The following is a 22,732-nucleotide window of genomic DNA, read 5'->3' as shown; positions in this document are numbered from 1 at the left end:
ATCCACAGAAGGATAGGGGCGCACCGATCGCAATTATCCTGCACCCGCACCCGCAGTTTGGCGGCACCATGAACAACCGCGTGGTCTACAACCTGCACTACGCGTTTCACAAAATGGGCTTTACGGTGCTGCGGTTTAATTTCCGTGGCGTCGGGCGCAGCCAGGGTGAATACGACCAGGGTATCGGCGAGCTGTCTGATGCGGCATCCGCACTGGACTACCTGCAGTCAATGAACACCAACTCCAAACATTGCTGGGTTGCCGGCTTTTCGTTTGGCGCCTGGATCGGCATGCAGCTTTTGATGCGCCGCCCGGAAATCACCGGATTTATCTCGGTGGCCCCGCCAGCCAACATGTATGACTTCTCTTTCCTCGCGCCCTGCCCCAATTCCGGGCTGATCATCAACGGCACTTCCGACCGTGTGGCGCCGCCAAAAGACACCCATACGCTGGTGAACAAGCTGCACGAGCAAAAGGGCATCACCATTACCCATCAGGAAATCGAAGGCGCGGGCCATTTCTTTGAAGATCCGCATATGGACCAGATGATCGGCTCTGTGGACGGCTATGTGCGCCGTCGTCTGACCGAAACCACACGCTGATACTCCATACTGACTCCAGAGGCTGACATGGCACTGCACGAAGATCTGGCCGATATCCTAGCCAAAGATACAATTGAAGCCGCTGAAAATCTGGCGGATGAACGATTGATCGAAGAAATCGCCAAGCAGCTCGGCGCCAGTTCTACCACCATGGAAGAAGCGTTCATGACTTCAATCCGCGTCCGCCTGGCTGAAAAGCGGGCGCGGCTTTACCTCCAGAAAAAAATCAAGTCAGGCGGGAGCCCGCCGGCATGAACCAGCGCCTCGACCAGCAGTTCGCCTTTCTTCTGGAAGCGGACAAGCTGAAGACCGTTCAGCGATCAAGTTCTTTGCTGGACAATTCCCGCCCCGAAAATTCTGCCGAACACAGCTGGCACCTTGCGCTCTATGCCATGTGCTTTGCGGATATGGCGTCGGCAGAAGTCGATGTGAACCGCGCCATCAAAATGCTTTTGCTGCACGACATTGTCGAAATTGATGCCGGCGACCATCCAATTCACATCGACGTTGATGATGCACATGTTGCGGTTATTGAACGTCGCGCCGCAGAGCGTCTTTTTGCGCTTCTTCCGCCGGATCTGGGCGAAAGCTTCATCAACTTGTGGTTGGAGTTTGAAGCAGCGCAGAGCCCGGACGCAAGGTTCGCAAAAACCCTGGACCACAGCCAACCCATTTTCCAGGCACTGTTCGCCAGCCCCAAACGCGCGGACCACACTGAAATCGTGCGCAACAACCTGCAGTCGGGCCGCGCCTCCCGTTTTGCACAGAGCTGGCCACAGGGCCATGCCTTTATGCTTGCGGCACTGAACGAACATAGCACCGCGCGTCCCGAGTGGGCGCGCCTGAGAGCCCAGGTGAATTTCCTGTGTGAAACAGACCAGCTGAAATCGATCCTGCGGGCCACGCCAATTACTGACAATTCACGCCGGGAGAATTCCGGGGAACACAGCTGGCATATCGCGCTTTATGCAATGACGCTGGCAGATCAGGCCGGCGACAGCGTGCAGATCGCCCGGGTCATTCAGATGCTGTTGCTGCATGATATTGTCGAAATTGACGCCGGTGACGCTCCGATTCACGGCGACTTTGATGCCGCGGAGCAAGAGGCCAAAGAACAGGCCGCCGCAGACCGGATTTTCAATCTTCTGCCCGCTGACCTGGCGACAGAATTCCGGGCGATCTGGGACGAGTTTGAAGCGGCAGAAACCGCGGACGCCGTGTTCGCCAAATCCATTGACCGGGTGCAGCCGCTGCTGCTGAACATGGCCTCTGGCGGGGGCTCCTGGAATGACTACGACGTCACCCTGGCGCAGCTCGATCAACGGGTCGGCGTCAAAGTCATGCGCGGCGCGCCCGATGTCTGGCGCCATGTTCGCGCCCAGGTCGCCCCGTTTTTCGATTAACGCGACAAAATATTTTAACCGCGCTCGGTATACAATCGCATACCGAGCTTTCCAAACCACATTAATTGCGCTATGCAGCCCCCGATACGTTCAATCAACACAGGGGCAGCGCTATGACCAGAATCAAGGTAGAAAACCCCGTCGTCGAGCTCGACGGCGATGAAATGACCCGCATCATCTGGCAGTTCATCAAAGACAAACTGATCCTGCCCTACCTCGACATAAATCTGAAATATTACGATCTTGGCATCGAGGCCCGTGACGAGACCAACGATCAGATCACCGTCGATGCGGCCGAGGCGATCAAAAAATACGGCGTTGGCGTCAAATGCGCCACCATCACACCGGATGAAGCCCGGGTTGAGGAGTTTGGCCTGAAGCGCATGTACCGCTCGCCAAACGGCACCATCCGCAACATTCTGGGTGGCACAATTTTCCGCGCACCGATCATTTGCAAAAATGTGCCGCGCCTCGTTCCGGGCTGGACCAGACCGATTGTAATCGGCCGTCACGCGTTTGGGGATCAGTATAAGGCCACTGACTTTCATTTCCCCGGTGAAGGCAAACTGACCATGAAGTTCGTCGGCAAAGACGGCACGGTGATCGAAAAAGACATTTTTGATGCGCCGTCTGCCGGTGTTGCCATGGGCATGTACAACCTGGATGACTCGATCCGCGACTTTGCCCGCGCCTCGCTGAACTATGGCCTGCGCCTTGGCTGGCCGGTGTACCTGTCGACCAAAAACACCATCCTCAAAACCTATGACGGACGTTTCCTCGACCTGTTCCAACAAGTGTTTGAGCTCGAATTTGAAGAAAAATTCAAAGCAGCCGGCATCACCTATGAGCACCGCCTGATCGACGACATGGTTGCCTGTGCGATGAAATGGAACGGTGGTTTCGTCTGGGCCTGCAAGAACTACGATGGTGATGTACAGTCCGACACCGTGGCCCAGGGATTTGGGTCGCTCGGCCTGATGACCAGCCAGTTGATGACGCCGGACGGAAAAATCGTCGAAGCCGAAGCGGCGCATGGCACAGTGACCCGTCATTATCGTCAGCACCAGGCTGGCAAAGAGACCTCCACTAACTCCATCGCCTCAATTTTCGCCTGGACCGGTGGTCTGAAGCACCGCGCCAAGCTGGACGGCAACGCCGCGCTGACAAGTTTTGCGGAAACGCTGGAGAAAGTCATTGTGGACACTGTGGAAAGCGGCCACATGACCAAAGACCTGGCGCTGTTGGTTGGCCCGGATCAAAGCTGGCTGACCACCATGGGTTTCCTTGAAAAGATCGACGAGAACCTCGGCAAAGCTCTGGCAGACTAAAGCACTTCGATAGAAAATACAGAAAGGGCTGCCCCGCCAGGTGGCCCTTTCTGCTGCGCCAAACTGCGTCCATCAGCCGCCGGCAGGATTTCCGTGTGGACACCGGCGGGTTTCCAGGGTGAAAGAGCCCTATGACAGATCCAAAATCACATTCCGCATTCGAAGACCTCCAGGGCCTGCTGGCCGGCACGTTTCTCAGCGCTACCGCGCTGCTTCCGCTGACTGCCCTTGGCCTGGTGACCGGGCAGACCGCCGGGCTTGCGATCCTGCTGTCCTACCTGACTGACTATAGTTTTGGTGCCATCTTCTTTGTCATCAACCTGCCGTTTTTCGCATTGGCCTATCTGCGCATGGGCGCGCGTTTTACCATCAAAACCACCCTCGCTGTGGCGCTGGTATCGCTGATCGCGGAAACAGTGCCCAAGTATGTTTCTTTCGCCGACATTCACCCGCTGGTGGCCGTTCTGATGTTTGGCACCATGTCCGGCGCCGGCCTGCTGGCCATTTTCCGCCACGGCGCATCGCTTGGAGGCATCGGCATCCTGGCGCTTTATCTGCAGGACAAAATTGGTTTCAAAGCCGGCTGGACCCAGTTGATTTTTGATGTGACCCTGTTCTCGGTCGCGGCAATCTTCTTCCCGCTGAAAATCGTTGGCTGGTCGCTGGTCGGAGCTGTGATTGTCAACGTGGTGATCGCCGTCAACCACCGCAAAGACCGCTATATCGCAATGTAAAGGACGCGAGCATGACCTATTTCTACCTGCTACTGGCCATCGTGATGGAGACGATTGGCACCACTGCGTTGCAGGCCAGCCAACAGTTCACCAGGACGGGCCCCTCTGCCATTGTCGTGATCGGTTATGCCGCGAGTTTTTACCTGCTGTCCCTGACCCTGAAAGTCATGCCCGTAGGTATCGTATATGCCGTCTGGTCCGGCCTTGGCATCGTGATGATCGCTGCCATCGGTTATTTTGTCTACGGTCAGAAGCTGGATATGCCCGCGATTCTTGGCATGGTTCTCATTTTGGCTGGTGTCGGCACCATCCATCTCTTTTCGGGATCGACGACGCATTAAATCGTGATTTCCCCTTGTGGGAACGTTGAAACACGCTATCAGCCCCGCTTTCGGGCCAGTGGACGGATTAGCACTGGATTTTTGTGCGCGCCCGGTATAGGCCGCGCACAAACGTATAAGGGCACGCACCATGGACTTCAGAAATATCGCTATCATTGCTCACGTGGACCACGGCAAAACCACGCTGGTCGACGAGCTTCTTAAACAATCTGGCGTCTTCCGCGAGAACCAGGCTGTCAGCGAACGCGCTATGGACAGCAATGACCTGGAACGCGAACGCGGCATTACCATCCTTGCCAAAGCAACCAGCGTTGAGTGGGCCAACCACCGCCTCAACATCGTCGACACCCCCGGCCACGCCGATTTCGGTGGCGAAGTTGAGCGCATCCTGTCGATGGTAGACGGCGTTATCCTGCTGGTGGACGCGGCTGAAGGCCCGATGCCACAGACGAAATTTGTGACGTCCAAAGCCCTCGCCCTGGGCCTGCGTCCCATCGTTGTGCTGAACAAAGTCGACAAATCTGACGCCGAACCTGACCGGGCACTGGACGAATGTTTTGACCTGTTTGCGTCCCTCGGTGCCACCGACGAACAGCTCGATTTCCCGATCATGTATGCATCCGGCCGCAATGGTTGGGCTGACATGGAGCTGAACGGCCCACGCAAAAATCTCGACGCGATGTTTGACCTGGTCCTGTCACATGTCAACGAACCCGCTCAGGTCCAGCGCATGGCAGAGCCTTTCTCGATGCTGGCCACAACGCTGGGCGCCGACCCGTTCCTCGGTCGCTTGCTGACCGGTCGTGTCGAAAGCGGTGTTCTGAAAGTGGGCGACACGCTCAAAGCACTGTCGCAGGAATCTGGCAAGATCGAACAGTTCCGCGCCACCAAAATCCTGGCCTTCCGCGGTCTGGAGCGCACCCCGATCGATGAAGCCCAGGCGGGTGACATTGTGTCTGTTGCCGGTATGAAAACAGCCACCGTAGCCGATACACTCTGCGCTATGGAAATCGACGAAGCCATCAAGGCACAACCAATCGACCCGCCCACCATCACTGTGACATTCGGCATCAATGACAGCCCTCTGGCTGGCAAAGACGGCAAAAAAGTTCAGTCCCGCGTAATCCGTGACCGTCTGATGAAAGAAGCCGAAACCAACGTCGCGATTCAGATCAGCGACACCCCTGGTGGCGAAGCGTTTGAAGTTGCAGGCCGTGGCGAGCTTCAGATGGGCGTCTTGATCGAAAACATGCGTCGTGAAGGTTTTGAACTGTCGATTTCCCGCCCGCAGGTTCTGTTTCAGAACATCGACGGTGTGCGTCATGAACCCGTAGAAGAAGTCACCATCGACGTGGATGACGAATATTCTGGCACGGTCATTGAAAAACTGACCGGTGTACGCAAAGGCATGATGACGGAAATGAAACCGGCTGGCGCTGGTAAAACCCGTATCATCGCCCATGTGCCCTCGCGCGGGTTGATCGGTTATCACGGCGAATTCCTCACCGATACCCGTGGTACCGGCGTGCTGAACCGTGTGTTCCATTCCTGGGAATCCCACAAAGGCGCCATCCCGGGCCGTCGCGCAGGCGTGCTGATTTCGATGGAGAACGGCGAATCCGTAGCCTTTGCGCTGTGGAACCTCGAAGACCGCGGCAGAATGTTTATCGGTGCCCAGACACCGCTGTACCAGGGCATGATCATTGGCGAACATTCACGTGAAAACGACCTGGAAGTGAACCCGCTGAAAGGCAAAAAGCTGACCAACGTGCGGGCCTCCGGTACCGATGAAGCAGTGCGCCTGACCACGCCGATCACCATGTCGCTGGAAGAAGCTATCGCCTATATCGACGTCGACGAACTGGTGGAAGTGACGCCAAATTCGATCCGTCTGCGCAAGCGCCATCTCGACCCGCATGAGCGCAAACGTGCGGCCAAAGCGGCCCAGTAACGGCGTAATACCCGGATATACAAAAAAGGGCGCGGAGAGAAATCTCCGCGCCCTTTTTCGTTTTGATCACGCTAAACCGAAGCGAAGCCGCACTGCAGACCGGTCAGTCCCGGTGTTCGTTTTCCTCAACGATCACCAGGTCGCGCTCAGAGGCGCCACGCGCATGGTCCAGCGCCTGCTGGTATGCGTCGGAGTTATAACAATCATGGGCGGCCTGTAACGACGGGAACCGCGCCACAACATTACGCGCCCGGTCGCGGCCTTCCAGCTGTTCATAGGCCCCCGCACGCACCAAAAAATAACCGCCATGATCCGCAATCGCCGGCCCGGCCAGCTTTGCGTAACGACCATAGGCGTCCTCGTCCGTTACATGCACATTTGCAATCCAGAGTGCGCTCATCATTCAGCCCCTTATAATATTTTCTACGGCCGCAATCGCAGCCGCTGCGTTGCCCGCGTCGCGCCCGCCGCCCTGCGCCATATCCGCGCGACCACCGCCGCCCTTACCGCCCAGTTCCGGAGTCGCTGCACGCACCAGTTCCACCGCAGAAATTGTGCCGGTAAGATCGTCCGTCACACCGGCCGCAACCGCCGCTTTGCCATCTGCATCGGCGATCAGCAGAACCGCACCGGAGCCGAGCCGGGACTTGTGAGCATCGATCAGCGCCGGCAGATCCTTGCCGGACACGCCGCTCAGTACCTGCGCCAGGAAATTCACGCCATTGATCTCTTTTGCCTCAGGGCCATCGCCCTGCCCGGCACCGCCTGCCATCGCCAGATCGCGACGCAGCTGTGCCACTTCATTCTGCAGTGACTTACGTTCACCCAGCAACGCTTTCACCCGTTCCGCAACGTCAGAAGGCTGCGTTTTCAACTCGGACGCTACCGACGCCAGCCGTGCATCCTGCGCCGAGAGATAGCTCATGGCCGCCTGCCCGGTCAGCGCTTCGATCCGGCGCACACCGGCCGAAGAGGCGCTGTCGCCAAGCGCAACAAAAGCGCCGATGTCACCGGTCTGGCGCACATGGGTGCCACCACAGAGTTCCAGCGAATAGGTCATGCCATCACTGCCCTTGCCAGTGTCCGCACGGCCCATGGAGACCACCCGCACCTCATCGCCGTATTTTTCGCCAAACAAGGCCTGAGCACCCAGGGCGCGCGCGTCATCCGGTGTCATAATCCGGGTCTCAACCGACGTGTTCTGACGGATGTAGCTGTTCACATCATCAACAACACTGGCCAGTTGTTCTGCTGTCAGAGCTTTGCCATGGCTGAAGTCAAAGCGAAGCCGGTCATCTGCGTTAAGCGAGCCGCGCTGCACCACATGGTCTCCCAAGTGAACCCGCAGCGCCTCGTGCAGCAGATGGGTCGCAGAGTGGTTGGCACGGATCGCTGTACGACGCGCGTGATCCACAACAAGTTCCGCCGCAACGCCATTTGTGATTTTTCCCTCAGTCACCTGAGCGACGTGGATAAAAATACCCGCAACTTTTCTGGTATCGGTGACCCGCGCTTCACCGCCTTCAAATTTGATGATCCCGCAGTCGCCGATCTGGCCACCGCTTTCGGCGTAAAACGGCGTCTGGTTCAGGATAATCTGAACGCGCTCTCCCGACACTGCTTTGTCGATGGCGATACCATCACGCACCAGGGCAATAACCTGCCCCTCAGCGGCCTCTGCTTCATAGCCAAGAAATTCGGTCACGCCGTGTTTATCAACAATATCAAACCAGATCGCCGCATCAGCCGTGTCACCCGATCCCGACCAGGCCGCACGCGCTTTGGCTTTCTGTTCTTCCATCGCGGAGTTGAAACCGTCGGTATCGACTTCACGACCTTTTTCACGCAATGCATCCTGGGTCAGGTCAAGCGGGAAACCAAAAGTGTCATAGAGTTTGAACGCGGCTTTACCCGGCAGCGCGGCACCGTCCGCCAGCCCCAACAGTTCATCGTCCAGAAGTTTCAAGCCGCGGTCCAGCGTCTGTTTGAACCGGGTTTCTTCCTGCAGCAGCGTTTCCTCGATCAGTGTCTGGCCACGGGCCAGTTCCGGAAATGCCTGCCCCATCTGCGAAACCAGCGCCGGCACCAGCTGATGCATCACCGGGTCTTTGGCCCCCAACAGATGCGCATGGCGCATGGCACGGCGCATGATCCGGCGCAGCACATACCCGCGTCCTTCATTGGAGGGCATAACCCCGTCGGAAATCAGGAAGGACGTCGAGCGCAGGTGATCGGCGATCACGCGGTGATGCACGTTGCCAGGGCCATCCGGATCCTGGCTGGTGGCATGGGCCGAGGCTTCGATCAGGTCCCGCATCAGATCGGTGTCGTAATTGTCGTGGTGGCCTTGCAGAAGCGCGCCAACGCGCTCCAGCCCCATGCCAGTGTCGATCGACTGGTTCGGCAGGTTTTCCTGACGCCCGTCCGCAAAGCGCTCATATTGCATGAACACGATATTCCAGATCTCGATAAACCGGTCACCGTCTTCATCCGGGGAGCCGGGAGGGCCGCCCGGGATATGGTCACCGTGATCATAGAAAATTTCCGAACACGGACCACAGGGACCGGTGGCACCCATCGACCAGAAATTGTCGTCGGTGGCGATGCGGATTATACGGTCGTCTGACAGGCCGGCGTATTTCTTCCAGATATTCGCTGCGTCATCATCGGTGTGGTAAACCGTGACCAGAAGCCTGTCTTTGTTGATACCAAACTCTTTGGTCAAAAGGTCCCAGGCATAAGGGATCGCTTCTTCCTTGAAATAATCGCCAAAGGAAAAATTCCCCAGCATTTCAAAAAACGTATGGTGGCGCGCGGTATAGCCGACATTGTCCAGGTCGTTGTGTTTACCGCCGGCACGCACGCATTTCTGCGACGTTGTCGCGCGTGAATAATTGCGTTTTTCAAGGCCGGTAAAAGCGTTTTTGAACTGGACCATACCCGCATTGGTGAACATCAGCGTCGGATCGTTGAGCGGCACCAGAGGCGAACTTTCCACCACCTGGTGACCACTTTGGTCAAAATAGTTCAAAAAGGTCGATCGGATATCGTTCAGGCTGGCCATGGTCGTGCGGCTCTCTTGCAATGAATACAGGGTCTCAACCCGTGTAGCCCTGCCTGCCTGCCCTGTCCACATCAAGCGCACACCGGCGCAAAAAAACGGGGCCGAAGATTGCTCTCCGCCCCCGTTTCTGAACTGACTAAGACAGATCAGTCGTCAGCAATCACGTCGTCGGTGCCCAGTTGGGCCTGCAGGTCAAAATCGAGCCCGTGTGCGGCGCGAATCTTATCTTCGATCTCCAGCGCACTGCGGGTATGTTCACGCAGGTAATTCTTTGCGTTTTCACGGCCCTGGCCGATACGCTCGTCGCCATAAGAGAACCAGCTTCCGGACTTGTCCACCACGCCGGCCTTGACGCCGAGATCAAGCAACTCGCCCATTTTGGAGATGCCTTCGCCGTACATAATGTCGAATTCCACCTGTTTGAACGGCGGGGCCACTTTGTTCTTCACAACTTTGACCCGGGTCTGGTTGCCAACGATTTCATCCCGGTCCTTGATCGCGCCAATGCGGCGGATGTCGAGACGGACGGAGGAGTAGAATTTCAACGCGTTGCCACCGGTGGTGGTTTCAGGTGAGCCGAACATTACGCCGATTTTCATCCGGATCTGATTGATGAACACAACCGTGCATTTGGAGCGGTTGATCGAACCAGTCAGTTTGCGCATGGCCTGGCTCATAAGACGGGCATGAACACCAAGACTGCTGTCCCCCATATCGCCTTCGAGTTCAGATTTTGGGGTCAGCGCCGCAACAGAATCCACCACAATCATCGACACGGCACCGGACCGTACCAAAGTGTCGACAATTTCCAGGGCCTGTTCGCCGGTATCAGGCTGCGAAATCAGCAACTCTTCCAGGTTAACGCCAAGTTTTTTGCCATACAGCGGGTCCAGCGCGTGTTCTGCGTCGACAAAGGCACAGACGCCACCCTGTTTTTGAACCTCAGCGATACAGTGCAGGGTCAGCGTGGTTTTGCCGGAGCTTTCAGGACCATAGATTTCCACGACCCGCCCTTTGGGCAGCCCGCCGATGCCAAGCGCAATATCCAGTCCCAGGGAGCCGGTGGACGTGGCTTCAATTTCCTGAATCGGGTTATCGGCCCCGAGCTTCATGATCGACCCCTTGCCAAATTGCCGTTCAATCTGCGCCAGAGCCGAGTCCAGAGCTTTTTGTTTATCAGTTTCGCGCTTGCTTGCCATGTCGAGTAAATTCGCCTGAGCCATTTGATTTAATCCCTTATTCCACACCCTGTGGCGGGCGGCAATGCTACAGATGTTCGCATCTTGTTCTCTTCACTCCGTTATGAGATCAAAACAAGAACATTTCAACTGTTATTTAATAAGGAACGATAATTCGCCAATTTGGTTAACAGAACGTTACGAACAAAAAAAGAGCGGGCCTTCGCGCCCCGCTCTTTTCTGATCAGAATTTTTACTCCTCACTGTCAGCCCGGAGTCGCTGCCCCGCGCCGACGGCAACCCACCTAGTGAATCTGTTCCTGTACTGTGGCAGTCAACTCGCTGAGCGAGAACGGTTTTGGCAGGAAAACCGAGTTGGGAATGCGGGCCTGTTGCTCGGAAAAACTGTCCTCTGCATAGCCAGAGACAAAGACCACTTTGACACCTGGCCGGTCTTTCAGAGCCAGAGACACCCAGCTGGGCCCATCCATGCCCGGCATAATCACATCGGTGACAAAAACATCGACATCAAGCGACTCGTCTTCGAGTGTTGCAAGCGCTTCTTCGGCGTTTTCTGCTTCGAGCACCGTGTACCCACGCATGCGCAACGCCCGGGAGGCAAATGCCCTCACCGGCGCTTCATCTTCGACCAGAAGGACAACTCCCGTACTGCGGCCTTGTGTTACGACAGGCGCTGGGGCAGCAACGGGTTTCAGATCCTCTTCCACCGGTTCGTGCGCCGGCAGATACAGCGTGAAGGCGGTTCCGCTGCCAACAACTGAATCAACAAAGATGAACCCCCCGGTCTGCTTGACGATGCCATATGCGGTAGAAAGCCCAAGCCCGGTGCCCTCGCCCGTGCGTTTGGTTGTATAAAACGGCTCAAACACTTTTTGGACATTTTCAGCGGGAATACCGACGCCATGATCGGTAACCGTCACCACAACATATTCGCCGACCGGCACTTTCACCCGGTCCCGTTCCAGAGGTTTCACCAACAGTTCATTGCGCGTTTCGACTTTGATTTCGCCGCCGTCTTTCATGGCGTCGCGCGCATTCACCACAAGATTCATCAGCACCTGCTCCAGTTGCCGTTTATCAGCACGGATCGGGCGCAATCCAGGTTCATGGTCCAGCGTCAGCGTAATTTTCTCACCGACCAGCCGGTTGAGAAGATGGGTCAGATCGGACAGTGTTTCGCGCATGTCCACAACTTCCGGCTTCAAAGTCTGTTTGCGCGAAAAGGCCAGCAACTGGCCGACAAGCGCGGCGGCCCGGTTGGCGTTCTGGTGAATTTGCACCAGGTCCCCATAATCAGGATCGCCTTTGTCGTGGCGCAACAATAGCAGGTCACAATGGCCGCTGATTGCGGTCAGAAGATTGTTGAAATCGTGCGCAACACCGCCAGCCAGCTGGCCAATGGCCTGCATTTTCTGACTTTGAACAAACTGTGCTTCCAGTGTTTTCAGCTCAGTCGCGTCATTCAGAACTGCGATCAGTGATTGCGTGTCGCCTTCATCCACCCGGTTCAGGGTGATCTGCAGGAAGGTCTCCTGCGCCGGGATCGACGCGCGCAGAACCTCGGGTTTTAAAATCGTACGCCCGACGGCCGCTTCACGCACCCAGTCGCTGACCGACCGGCCAAGCCCCTCGACCAGCTCAGCCAGAGGCCGGCCGACCGCATCGTGATCTGCCAGCAATTCGCGCGCCGGACGGTTGGCCATCATAATATCACCCGCAGGCGAAATCTTCAGCAGCGGCACCGGCATCGCGTCCAGCAGTGTCCAGTCCTCATTGCGCGATTTACCTTCCGGCAGGAAATAAATCTCACGACGTCCGGCGGAACTTTCGATCTCAGCAACCAAAGCGCGCATCTTACCGTCAATGGTCGAAATTTCATGCACGTCCCCCGGGCGCAACGGCAGATCATTCACAATCCGGTCCAATGAATTTTCCCGCCCGCCGAGAAGCCGTCTGAGCGCCTCGTTCATAAACAGCACTGTACCGCTGCGCGACACTGTCATCATCGGAACGGAAATGCCGTCGGCGCCGCGCGATCCGGTTTTGTCGGCTATATCTTCCAGACGCCACAGATAACCATCATCGCCGATCTGGTGCACCGCCAGGCGCAAATGGCCACGGCGCATCACCACATCTTCACGCGCGGCCCCTTTGGCCTGCGCGCGGTTTTGCAGCCGGAACAGCGTGGCCGCAGGCGAGGCAAACAGATCCCCAAGCGCCTTGAGCAGCGTGTCGCCATCATGGCTGCCAAACCGTTCCAGCGCCGCTTTGTTCTGATAGCCGATGACACCGTCTGCGTTGGTGGTGAAGGACGGCGATGCATCCAGTTCCACAAATCCCGAAATCGTCTTATGCAGTTGCGAGCGCATCTTTTTCAGACGTTTTGCCTTGAACCATACCAATCCTGACACCCACATGAATGTCAGGCCAATAACAAGCATAGCCAGCCCAATGACCGGCTCCGGCATGACAAAGGCCCCGCCCAGCACTGCCAGAGATACGACAAATATGAGCCCGGCCCGCGGTGCAAGCCCGCTCGCGAGACGGGCCATTGGTTTCGGTGATAGTGCGGGATTAGACACTACTCGCCCCCTTTTTGATTCGTTCAGGAACATTTGGCCAACGATTAGTTAATTGCCGCTTAACCGACCCCTGAATACACCGTAAACTTGCTCAGGAATTAGGCCGGACACGTGTCAAAAGCGCAAGATAAAAGCCATCCCCAAGCGCCCCGGGAAGAAACTGTTGCGTATTTTCACAGCTCCAGCCTGGGTTCCGCGCCAGAAAAGCCTGAATTTGGGCATCGTTTTCGTCCCGGAACACCGAACAGGTCGCATAGGCCAGGGTGCCGTCTTCCGCAACGATATCAGCCGCTTGATCGAGTATACCAGCCTGTAAGCCGGTCAGCTCCGTCAGACGCTCAGCATTCAGCTGCCATTTCGCTTCCGGAGACCGGCGCCAGGTGCCGGAACCGGAACAGGGCGCATCCACCAGCACCAGGTCGTAGTCTCGCTCCAGCGCGTCTTGCTTCAGGCGCTGCACCGATATTCCGGCCCGGGCGGTGCGCGCTGGCATGTCGGACATGCGGTCAAAATCGATGTCATGCGCATGAAACGTGGCCCGTACCAGGCCGGCCATAGCAAGGGTCTTGCCACCGCCGCCGGCACAATAGTCCATCACCCGCATCCCGTCGCGCAGGGGCAACGCCTGTACCACCGCCTGGCTGGCCGCATCCTGCAGCTCCACCACGCCGTCACTATAGGCTTCCGATTGCGACACCCGGCGCGGGTTTTTAGTGACTTCGAGCGCCGTCCTGACCAGATCCACCGCCTGGGTCTCAACACCGTCCTCCTCAAGCATGGCCTGAGCCGCTTTGACGTCTGTTTTACGCAGATTGACGCGCAGATACACCGGCGCCCGGTGACGCAAAGCTTCGAGCACTGCGTCAGTCTCGTCACCGATGGAGCTTTCAAACCGGTCCATCAACCAGTCGGGACAATCCAGCTGCACCGCGCGCGGCGCAGCGGACAGATCGCCCACGTGAAGCTCTTCTTTGCTCAGCGGTTCCGGCGCAAAACGTTCACCGGTGAAATACGCCGCCGGGTCCAGCCCCTGAGAGCGCAGCGCCCCGACCATCAACCCGCGTCCGGTGTCCGAACCGCCGATCAGCCCAAAAGAGCGCCGGCAGCGCAATGCGCTAAATACGTGGTCCCGGATTGCGGCCCGATCCCCCGAGCCGGCATAGCGGTTGTTGCGGGCCCATGAGGTCAGAACGCGTTCCGCCGCCGCCCCGTCCAAAATCAAATCAAGGATGTCGACAGCAGCAGATATGCGTGCAGAGGGTATCATGGGCCAGCTTTCTCTTCTTTAAACAAATTCCTTTCGGAACAAGTTGTTACATTGCCCGGTAGTTAGGGCTTTCACGGGTGATCGTCACGTCATGCACATGGCTTTCTTTCAGCCCGGCACCGGTGATTTTCACAAATGTGCAGTTTTTGCGCATCTCAGCTACGGTGGCGTTTCCGGTGTACCCCATGGAGGCACGCAAGCCGCCGACCAGCTGATGCAGCACGGTTCCGGCGGGACCTTTGTAAGGCACCTGACCTTCAATGCCTTCGGGAACAAGCTTGTCCGAGGCGGCATCTTTCTGGAAATAACGATCCGCAGAACCACGCGCCATGGCGCCAAGGCTGCCCATGCCACGATAGGACTTATAGGAGCGTCCCTGATACAGGATCACCTCGCCCGGGCTCTCATCTGTGCCAGCGACCATTGTGCCAACCATAGCGCAGGAGGCCCCTGCCGCGATGGCCTTGGCAAAATCACCGGAGAACTTGATGCCGCCGTCGGCGATGATCGGAACGTCGCCACCCGCTTTGGCGCAATCCATGATCGCGGTCAGTTGCGGCACACCCACGCCTGCCACCATCCTTGTGGTGCAAATCGAGCCGGGGCCGATGCCAACCTTCACCGCATCCGCACCCGCATCAATCAAAGCCCGCGTTGCAGCACCGGTGGCCACATTGCCAGCACAGACCTGCGCATTGGGGTACAGCTTCTTGATCCGGGTAACCGCAAGGGCCACGCCCTCGGAATGGCCATGCGCCGTATCGATCACCAGCAGGTCAACACCCGCTTCGATCAGCGCCTGGCTGCGTTCAAAGCCCGCGTCCCCGACAGTGGAGGCCGCCGCGACCCGAAGCCGCCCCAGATCATCCTTGCAGGATTCCGGGTTCAGCACCGCCTGTTCAGTATCTTTCAGCGTTAGCAGGCCGGTCAGCTTGCCAGCCGCGTCCGAGATCAACAGCTTCTCGATCCGGCGCGCCCGCATCAGGCTCTTGGCCTCATCCAGATCAGCCGGTTCCTGCAACATAGCCAGATTGTCGGATGTCATCATCGCGGACACGGGCGTTTTGTCGTCAGAGGCAAAACGCATATCGCGGTTGGTGACGATGCCGACGATGCGACCGTCAGGACCAACAACCGGGAAACCGGTGATCTTATATTGCTCCTGCAGCGCCTTGGCGTCGGCCAGGGTCTGGTTAGAAGTCAGGGTGATCGGGTTGTAGACAATTCCGCTTTCAAAGCGTTTCACCCGCCGCACCTGACGCGCCTGTTCTTCCAGGCTCAGATTGCGGTGGATCACACCGATACCACCGGCCTGAGCCAGGGCAATCGCCATCCTGGACTCGGTCACCGTGTCCATCGCCGAGCTGAGCAGCGGGATGTTCATTTCGATGGATTGGGTCACACGCGTACGTGTATCAGCCGTAGACGGCATCACATTGGATGCGGCCGGGACTAGCAGGACATCGTCGAAGGTAAGCGCCTCGCGAATCTCCATAGGGGTTCTCCTTGGATGCTTCGTTTGACGCGTCCCTATTACATGGATGCCAGCAATGGGAAAGAATTATTTCGACAATTCTCGCTGCAGCCGCGAATTTTTCGGGCGGACTGAACGGTCGCACTCAACGTCCGGCTGTTGGCGCGCGACCTCAGATCGAGGCCGCACTGGTCATGCGCGCCAGTTTGCCCTGCCTCCAAAGCCGGATGATTTTGCCTGCAATCGCGACAACAACAAGCGTCGCCAGCACCAGCTCAATGCCTCCCAGGGTGCCGAATATCCCTGCTCCGTTGGCACCACGCAGCAGCAACAAATTGCCGTATGACGCCAATGGGAAAGTGAACGCGCCCCAGAACGGCGAAAACCCGGCGGCGGTCAGATAAAACGCTGACAACACGAAGAGCACAAACAAGGTCGAGGCCAGGGTGAAAAATACCAGCGCGACCTGCTCATACCCCAACAGCTGGGACGTGATGCCAAACAGGCTGAGGGACGCCAGGTGGATCGCCAGCAGCGGCCTTAGGGGCGCCGGTACTTTCTGGCGGGCAAACTGCAGCAGACTGAGCAGCTGAATGGACGCAATAATGGGCAGGGTTGCGGCAAAGATGAACGCCGACAACGCGCTCCAGCCCAGCGGCACCGCAGCGATCGGGGCAGCAATAAAACCGACAAAAGTCAGCAACCAGACCGGCGTGACCCGGCGCCGCTCGGCGGGGCCTGTGACCAGCACCCAAAACACCAGGACCGCCAGCAGCGCATGAGCCACAAGTGCCAGAACCAGCATCAGACGTGCCAGATCCGGCGTATAGGGCACCAACACCGCCGCAAACAACATCATAGACATCGTGCCAGTTGCCAGACCCGCCCGGCCGGACAGTACCTGCAAATCCTCCAGGACAATTGAAGGTTTGCGCACGACTTTGGCCAGATAAGCGACCAGCGCAGTCAGAAACACCAGGCTGACCGCGCCCAGGATCATCTCGCTGATACCGTCCGGCGCGCCCAGCACCTCAGACGCCCGACGCCAGCCAAGACCAACGCCAAACAGCCCGAGCACCGGCGGAAAAATCGCCGGAGGCGTATCGCGCCACAGGCCCTTTGAACTCTGGCCGTTTGAAAGTTGGCCGTTCGACCTCTGGCTCATACCGGTAATCCTTTGAAACCCTGCAATTGATACAGGCACGCTGCGCCTCAACAAAGCGTATCGCAGGCCGTGACCAGATAACAGTCGGTGCGTGTGCAGATTATTTGGCAAATCGTCACACTAATTTCCAAAGTTAACCTCTTGTGAGTTCGCCTTTATATCTCAATCAGCCCGGTACAGCAGAGATCGCCCCTCTGCAAAAATATGCACGCGCGCGGGATCTGCTGACAATGCAACTTCCTGCCCGCGCAGGCCGTCATTGATGCCTGGAATTTTCGCCACCACCCGTTCGGCGCCGGCCGCCGTTTCAAGATAGAGCAGTGTCACCTCACCCAGTGCTTCCACGATCAATACTTTGCTTTTGAACAGGTGCTCCTCCGCGGTGATCACCAGATCTTCGGGCCGCACGCCGATATTGACCGCCCGCCCAAGGTCGCTTTCGCGTGTGGGCACCGCAGACCAGGCATGGCCACCACCGTCCAGCGCCACGCCGGTCCTGTCGCCGACCTCCGTTATCACGCCGGAAAACAGGTTCATCGCGGGAGAGCCGATAAACTGCGCCACAAATTCGTTTTCCGGGCGCCCATACAGCTCCAGCGGCGAACCAACCTGGGCAATGCCCTTGTCGGCCAGAACCACAATGCGGTCGGCCAGGGTCATCGCTTCGACCTGGTCATGGGTCACGTAGATCATCGTCGACTCCGGCATCGACTCTTTCAGCTGAGCAATCTCGATCCGGGTCGCAACGCGCAAAGCCGCATCCAGATTGGAAAGCGGCTCATCAAACAGATAGACCTTGGGATCGCGCACAATAGCGCGCCCGATCGCCACCCGTTGACGCTGCCCACCAGACAGTGCTTTGGGCAGTCGGTCCAGATAGTCTGTCAGCTGCAAAATGCGCGCCGCATTTTCAACCGCCGCATCAATCTCGGCTTTGCTTTTTTTGCTGATTTTCAACGCAAAGGACATGTTGTCGCGCACGGTCATATGCGGGTAAAGCGCATAGGACTGGAACACCATCGCAATGCCACGTTTTGCCGGCGGCACGTCATTCATCACCTGATCGGCAATTTCCAACGTGCCGCCGGATATTTTCTCCAGCCCGGCGATCATGCGGAGCAAAGTTGATTTGCCGCAGCCCGAGGGGCCGACAAAGACGATCAGCTCGCCGCTGGATATATCCAGATTAATATCATTCAGAACATTAACACTGTCGCCATAAGTCTTTGTAATGTCAGTAAGCTTCAGATTCGCCATAGTCAGATCCCTTGCTGAGACGTCAGTGATTTCTGAAATATTCCCGCGTGCCAGGGCGCCAGTTCAACGCGCCTGCTCTGCGCGTCGAAAGCCGCTCCTGCTTCGGTCCCGATCCTGCGCCATTGCCCCTGTGGAAGCGCGATATCAGCGGCGCTGTCGCCCATATTGAAGGCACAGAAAATCTCTTCCGCATCGCCGCTGCGGACAAAGGACAAGACATCCCCCTGCGCCGTAACCGGGCTTTGCGCGCCATTTTTCAGCGCGCCATAGCGCTGCCGCAGTGCGATGGCCTCGCGGTAGTGATGCAACAAGGCACCTGGCAGTTTTTCCGCAGCCGCCACCGACAATGGCAAATGCTCTTGCGCCACCGGCAACCAGGACTGCCCGGATTGAGTAAAACCGCCCACGGCACTCTCATCCCAGACCATCGGGGTACGACAGCCGTCCCTTCCCTTAAACTCTGGCCAGAATTCAATGCCATACGGATCCTTCAGATCTTCAAACGCCACTTCGGCCTCAGGCAATCCAAGCTCTTCACCCTGATAGATGCAGGCCGATCCGCGCAGACACATCAGCAAAGTGGTGAACAGCCGTGCCGCCGCCTGCCCCAGACCCCAGCGCGAGATATGGCGCATCACATCGTGGTTGGAATAGGCCCAGCACGCCCAGCCGTCGGCGGCAACATCAGCCACCCGGGCCATGACATCAGCAACATAACTGGCGGTGGGCCGCGCGCCGGACAGCAGCTCAAACGCATAACACATCTGCATCAGATCGGGCCCGGCGGTATATTGCCCGAGGATCTCAAGACCGCGTTGCGCGTCGCCAACCTCGCCCACAGCAGCGGCATCATAAGGTGCCATAGCTGCACGAAGTTTACGCAGGAACTCTATGTTTTCAGGCTGATTTTTATCATACAGGTGTTCCTGGTGATTGTAGGGATTCACCGCAGGCGCAATAGTTGAATTGCGCGCCTCGGCCGGCAGCGGCGGATTGTCACGCAGTTGGGTATCGTGAAAGTAGAAATTGATCGTATCGAGCCGGAAGCCGTCTACGCCGCGCTCAAGCCAGAAGCGCGCCACATCCAGTAACGCCTCCTGGACCCGTGAATTGTGAAAATTCAGATCTGGTTGTGAGGCCAGGAAATTATGCAGGTAATACTGGCAACGTCGCGCGTCCCAGTGCCAGGCAGGCCCGCCAAAGATCGACAACCAGTTGTTGGGCGCGGTGCCGTCCGGCTTAGCGTCTGCCCAGACATACCAGTCTGATTGCTCGCCTGTTTGATCCTGCCGGCTGGCCTTGAACCAGTCATGCTGATCTGAGGTATGGCTCAGCACCAGATCAATCATCACTTTCAGGCCAAGCGCATGCGCCGCCTCAACAAGGCTGTCGAAATCATCCAGGGTGCCAAACATCGGATCAACACCACGATAGTCTGACACGTCGTAGCCAAAATCCTTCATCGGCGAGGTGAAGAACGGTGAGATCCACACCGCATCCACCCCAAGGGACGCGATATAAGGCAGCCGCGTGACGATGCCGCCCAGATCCCCGATGCCGTCCCCATTGCTGTCCTGATAGCTGCGCGGGTAGATCTGATAGATCACCGCACCGCGCCACCAATCCGCATCACACCCCTGTGCCTGCGCCAGCGTTTCATTTGCCTTCATAATCGTACTATCCACCTTTGACGGAGCCGGCCAACAGACCGCGCACCAGATATTTTTGCATTGAGAAGAACACCGCCAGCGGCACTGCGATCGATACAAAAGCCGAAGCGGCAAGGATGTCCCAGTCCCCCCCGCGTGAGCCAAGCAGCTCGCGCAGTCGGCCGGTCATCACCAGTTGGTTTTCATTGTTGCCAAGAAACACCGTCGCTACCAGCAGGTCATTCCAGACCCAGAGGAACTGAAAAATGGCAAAGCTAGCCAGTGCTGGAAAACTCAGTGGCAGGATGATGCGGCGGAAAATGTCGAAATCCGATGCCCCGTCCACCCGGGCGCTTTCGATAATTTCCCGCGGCAGCCCCGCGATATAGTTGCGCAGCAGATAGATCGCCAGCGGCAGCCCGAACGCCGTATGCGCCAGCCAGATGCCGGCATAGCTTTTGCCAAGTCCGATCTTGTTGTGCAGGCTCAGCAGCGGGATAAGCGACATTTGCAGCGGCACCACCAGCAGACCCACAATCACCGCAATCAGAATTGTCCGCCCCGGAAACTCCATCCAGGCCAGCGCGTAGGCAGCATATGCCGCAATTAAAATCGGGATGACAGTGGCAGGGATGGTGACGGTAAACGTATTGAGAAACGAGCGCCCGATGCCCTCAGAGAACAGCACCTGACTGTAATTTTCCAGCGTCACACCCGGCGCGCTTTTGAGCGTCACGAACAGGCGCTGGCCTTTGCCACCCTCAGGTTCTTCAGCGTATTCCAGCCTGTAGGCGCCGTCACTTTCAACAGTGATCACTGTGCCGTTGCGGTGGGTTGCCACCGCGCCCGGTGCAAAATCCACCGGCGCGCGCGAGGTGATGCCAAACGCCGTAACCGTGCCGCTTGCGCCCTCCAGCACCGATCCGGAGATTGTCCAGACGTCCCCGACCTTGACTGCGCTGTCCGGCGCTGCCGCGCGCACTATCACATTACGCTCGGACGCGCTGAGCGCGGTCCACCATCCGGAACTGGTGATCTGGTCCCGGTCGCGGAATGACGAGATCAGCAAGCCGAACGTCGGGATGGTCCATAGCAGGACCAGAGCGATAACCGACAGGTTGACCACCCAGCTGAGCGCTGATTTTTTTCCGGCGATATTGTCCATGTTTCCAGCCCCTTACAAGTCGCGCTTCGCGTTACGGATGTTCCAGATCATGATCGGCGTCACCATCGCCATGATCACCAGAGCTACGGTAGAGGCACGACCGAAGTCATTGCCCCGGAACATCCAGTCAAACATCAGGTTCGCCAGCACCTGGCTGCCCCACTGCCCGTTGGTCATCGCCAGAACGATGTCGAACACTTTCAGAACGGTGATGGTGATTGTGGTCCAGACCACTGCAATTGAGCCCCAGATCTGCGGCACTTTAATGCGCCAGAAGATCTGTAGCGGGTTGGCGCCGTCCAGCACCGCCGCCTCAATGGTTTCTTCAGAAATGCCGCGCAACGCCGCCGACAGGATCACCATGGCAAAACCAGTCTGGATCCAGACCAGGATCGCCATCAGAAAAAAACTGTTCCAGAAACCCGTGGTGATCCAGGACTGTGGCTCAAAGCCCAGCCCGATCACAATCGCATTGAGCAGCCCGATCTGTTCCTGGCCCTCGGCGCGAAAATCATAGACGAATTTCCAGATCACCGAGGCCCCGATGAAAGAGATAGCCATCGGCATGAAGATCAGTGATTTGGCTATGTTTCCCCATCTGATACGGTCGGTCAGCGCCGCCGCCAGCAAGCCGAATGCGGTCGAAGCCGCCGGGACAACTACAAGCCATAACAGATTGTTCCCAAACGACTCTCTGAATTTTGCGTCATTGGCCATCCAGCGATAGTTGTCAAATCCGATGAACACTTCGCCAGAGCGGTCATGCAGCGACAACCAGATCGAAAAGATCACCGGGTAAACCAGATATACTGTCAGCAACAGAAGTGCCGGGAACAAAAACAACCAGGGACGGATCGCGGTGGTGCGGTTGATATTATGCGCCGCGCGCTTGCCATGTGCTGGCCAGAGCGTGTCCAGCGCCAGGTTGGACAAGTAATAATATGCCACACAGCCAAACACACCGAGGATCATGATGTCAAATGCACTGATCAATTGCGCCAACATGGATCGCTCCTCTTTTCATTCCGGTATTTATTTTCTCAGGTCAGAGAGACTTCCCCCGGCGCATGGGCCGGAGGAAGCAACAGAAGCGGGATCTATTTGATCGCGTCCCAGGTTTTCTGAATTTCCGCGGCAACGACGCTGGCGTCTTTGCCATCGACATAATCCACCATTCCGGTCCAGAAAGACCCGGCACCGACAGCCCCAGGCATCAGGTCAGAACCGTCAAACCGGAACGTATCGGCTCCGAGCAGGATTTCACCCATTTTGCGAAGCGTATCATCACCATACAGGTCGGTGTTCACGCCCTTATGGGGGGTCAGGAAGCCCTTTTGCGCCATCCAGATTTCGTTCGCGATCGGGGTGGTCAGGAAATCGATAAACGCTTGAGTTGCCGGACTGTCTTTGGTGATGCCCCAGACGGTGCCTGCACCCAGAACCGGTTTACCCAGATCTTTGCCCGCATAGGCCGGGAAGTAGAAGAAATCAGCATCAACGCCGACCTCGGTGCCTTCAGGGAAAAAGGCCGGAATACAGGAAGCCTGGCGA

Annotated in this window: 18 protein-coding genes and 1 pseudogene; 7 read left to right on the top strand and 12 right to left on the bottom strand. The window is 57.4% G+C overall.

Annotated elements, in window-relative coordinates:
- The 7 genes from DWA01_RS15265 to typA form a co-directional block, all read left to right on the top strand.
- The coding region (locus DWA01_RS15265; protein WP_114286678.1) for an alpha/beta hydrolase at positions 1-602 on the top strand (602 nt) is incomplete at its 5' end.
- A gap of 27 nt (positions 603-629) precedes the next feature.
- A complete protein-coding gene (locus tag DWA01_RS15260; RefSeq protein WP_114286676.1) occupies positions 630-857 on the top strand; it encodes a hypothetical protein in 228 nt (75 codons plus the stop codon).
- Positions 854-2,005, top strand: coding sequence for an HD domain-containing protein (locus tag DWA01_RS15255; RefSeq protein ID WP_114286675.1), 1,152 nt, complete (start codon positions 854-856; stop codon positions 2,003-2,005). Before DWA01_RS15260 ends, DWA01_RS15255 begins: the two co-directional genes overlap by 4 nt.
- A 113-nt stretch (positions 2,006-2,118) precedes the next feature.
- Positions 2,119-3,333 carry an NADP-dependent isocitrate dehydrogenase gene (locus DWA01_RS15250; RefSeq protein ID WP_114286674.1) on the top strand — a complete coding sequence of 405 codons (1,215 nt, stop codon included), beginning with the start codon at positions 2,119-2,121 and terminating at the stop codon, positions 3,331-3,333.
- A 131-nt stretch (positions 3,334-3,464) separates the two neighbouring features.
- Positions 3,465-4,067 carry a YitT family protein gene (locus DWA01_RS15245; protein WP_114286673.1) on the top strand — a complete coding sequence of 201 codons (603 nt, stop codon included), beginning with the start codon at positions 3,465-3,467 and terminating at the stop codon, positions 4,065-4,067.
- Positions 4,068-4,078: 11 nt separating this feature from the next.
- Positions 4,079-4,408 (top strand): DMT family transporter, encoded by a 330-nt coding sequence (locus tag DWA01_RS15240; protein ID WP_114286672.1) that lies wholly within the window; start codon positions 4,079-4,081, stop codon positions 4,406-4,408.
- Positions 4,409-4,538: 130 nt separating this feature from the next.
- The gene (gene typA / locus DWA01_RS15235) at positions 4,539-6,359 is read left to right on the top strand and encodes a translational GTPase TypA (RefSeq protein ID WP_114286671.1); all 1,821 of its coding nucleotides are present in this window, start codon (positions 4,539-4,541) and stop codon (positions 6,357-6,359) included.
- A 103-nt stretch (positions 6,360-6,462) separates the two neighbouring features.
- Here the strand turns inward: typA and DWA01_RS15230 are convergent, their stop codons facing one another.
- The 12 genes and pseudogenes from DWA01_RS15230 to DWA01_RS15175 form a co-directional block, all read right to left on the bottom strand.
- Positions 6,463-6,762 carry a DUF1330 domain-containing protein gene (locus DWA01_RS15230; RefSeq protein ID WP_114286670.1) on the bottom strand — a complete coding sequence of 100 codons (300 nt, stop codon included), beginning with the start codon at positions 6,760-6,762 and terminating at the stop codon, positions 6,463-6,465.
- Positions 6,763-9,423 (bottom strand): alanine--tRNA ligase, encoded by a 2,661-nt coding sequence (alaS, locus tag DWA01_RS15225; RefSeq protein ID WP_114286669.1) that lies wholly within the window; start codon positions 9,421-9,423, stop codon positions 6,763-6,765.
- A 146-nt stretch (positions 9,424-9,569) separates the two neighbouring features.
- Positions 9,570-10,646 carry a recombinase RecA gene (gene recA, locus DWA01_RS15220; RefSeq protein WP_114286668.1) on the bottom strand — a complete coding sequence of 359 codons (1,077 nt, stop codon included), beginning with the start codon at positions 10,644-10,646 and terminating at the stop codon, positions 9,570-9,572.
- A 260-nt stretch (positions 10,647-10,906) separates the two neighbouring features.
- A complete protein-coding gene (locus tag DWA01_RS15215) occupies positions 10,907-13,174 on the bottom strand; it encodes an ATP-binding protein (RefSeq protein WP_114286667.1) in 2,268 nt (755 codons plus the stop codon).
- Positions 13,175-13,295: 121 nt separating this feature from the next.
- Positions 13,296-14,471: an RsmB/NOP family class I SAM-dependent RNA methyltransferase gene (locus tag DWA01_RS15210; RefSeq protein WP_114286666.1), complete on the bottom strand. Its 1,176-nt coding sequence runs from the start codon at positions 14,469-14,471 to the stop codon at positions 13,296-13,298.
- A 46-nt stretch (positions 14,472-14,517) separates the two neighbouring features.
- Positions 14,518-15,966, bottom strand: a complete 1,449-nt coding sequence (gene guaB, locus DWA01_RS15205; protein ID WP_114286665.1) for an IMP dehydrogenase — start codon at positions 15,964-15,966, stop codon at positions 14,518-14,520.
- Between the two features lie 151 nt (positions 15,967-16,117).
- Entirely contained in the window at positions 16,118-17,110 is a 993-nt protein-coding gene (locus DWA01_RS15200; RefSeq protein WP_114286664.1) for an SLAC1 family transporter, read from the bottom strand.
- Between the two features lie 162 nt (positions 17,111-17,272).
- Entirely contained in the window at positions 17,273-18,367 is a 1,095-nt protein-coding gene (locus tag DWA01_RS15195) for an ABC transporter ATP-binding protein (protein ID WP_114286663.1), read from the bottom strand.
- 2 nt (positions 18,368-18,369) lie between these two features.
- On the bottom strand, positions 18,370-20,037 hold the full coding sequence (locus DWA01_RS15190) for an alpha-amylase family glycosyl hydrolase (protein WP_114286662.1): 1,668 nt from the start codon (positions 20,035-20,037) through the stop codon (positions 18,370-18,372).
- Between the two features lie 7 nt (positions 20,038-20,044).
- Complete coding sequence (locus DWA01_RS15185; protein ID WP_114286661.1) at positions 20,045-21,181, bottom strand: carbohydrate ABC transporter permease; 1,137 nt, start codon at positions 21,179-21,181, stop codon at positions 20,045-20,047.
- A gap of 12 nt (positions 21,182-21,193) precedes the next feature.
- The gene (locus DWA01_RS15180) at positions 21,194-22,186 is read right to left on the bottom strand and encodes a carbohydrate ABC transporter permease (RefSeq protein ID WP_419187015.1); all 993 of its coding nucleotides are present in this window, start codon (positions 22,184-22,186) and stop codon (positions 21,194-21,196) included.
- A gap of 92 nt (positions 22,187-22,278) precedes the next feature.
- Positions 22,279-22,732: pseudogene (locus DWA01_RS15175) on the bottom strand (alpha-glucoside ABC transporter substrate-binding protein); the annotation flags it as partial.

Source organism: Candidatus Halocynthiibacter alkanivorans, assembly GCF_003333265.1.
Taxonomy (GTDB): Bacteria; Pseudomonadota; Alphaproteobacteria; order Rhodobacterales; family Rhodobacteraceae; genus Halocyntiibacter_A; species Halocyntiibacter_A alkanivorans.
Note: the sequence above shows the minus strand (reverse complement) of the source record. Positions and strands in the feature narration are given on the sequence as shown.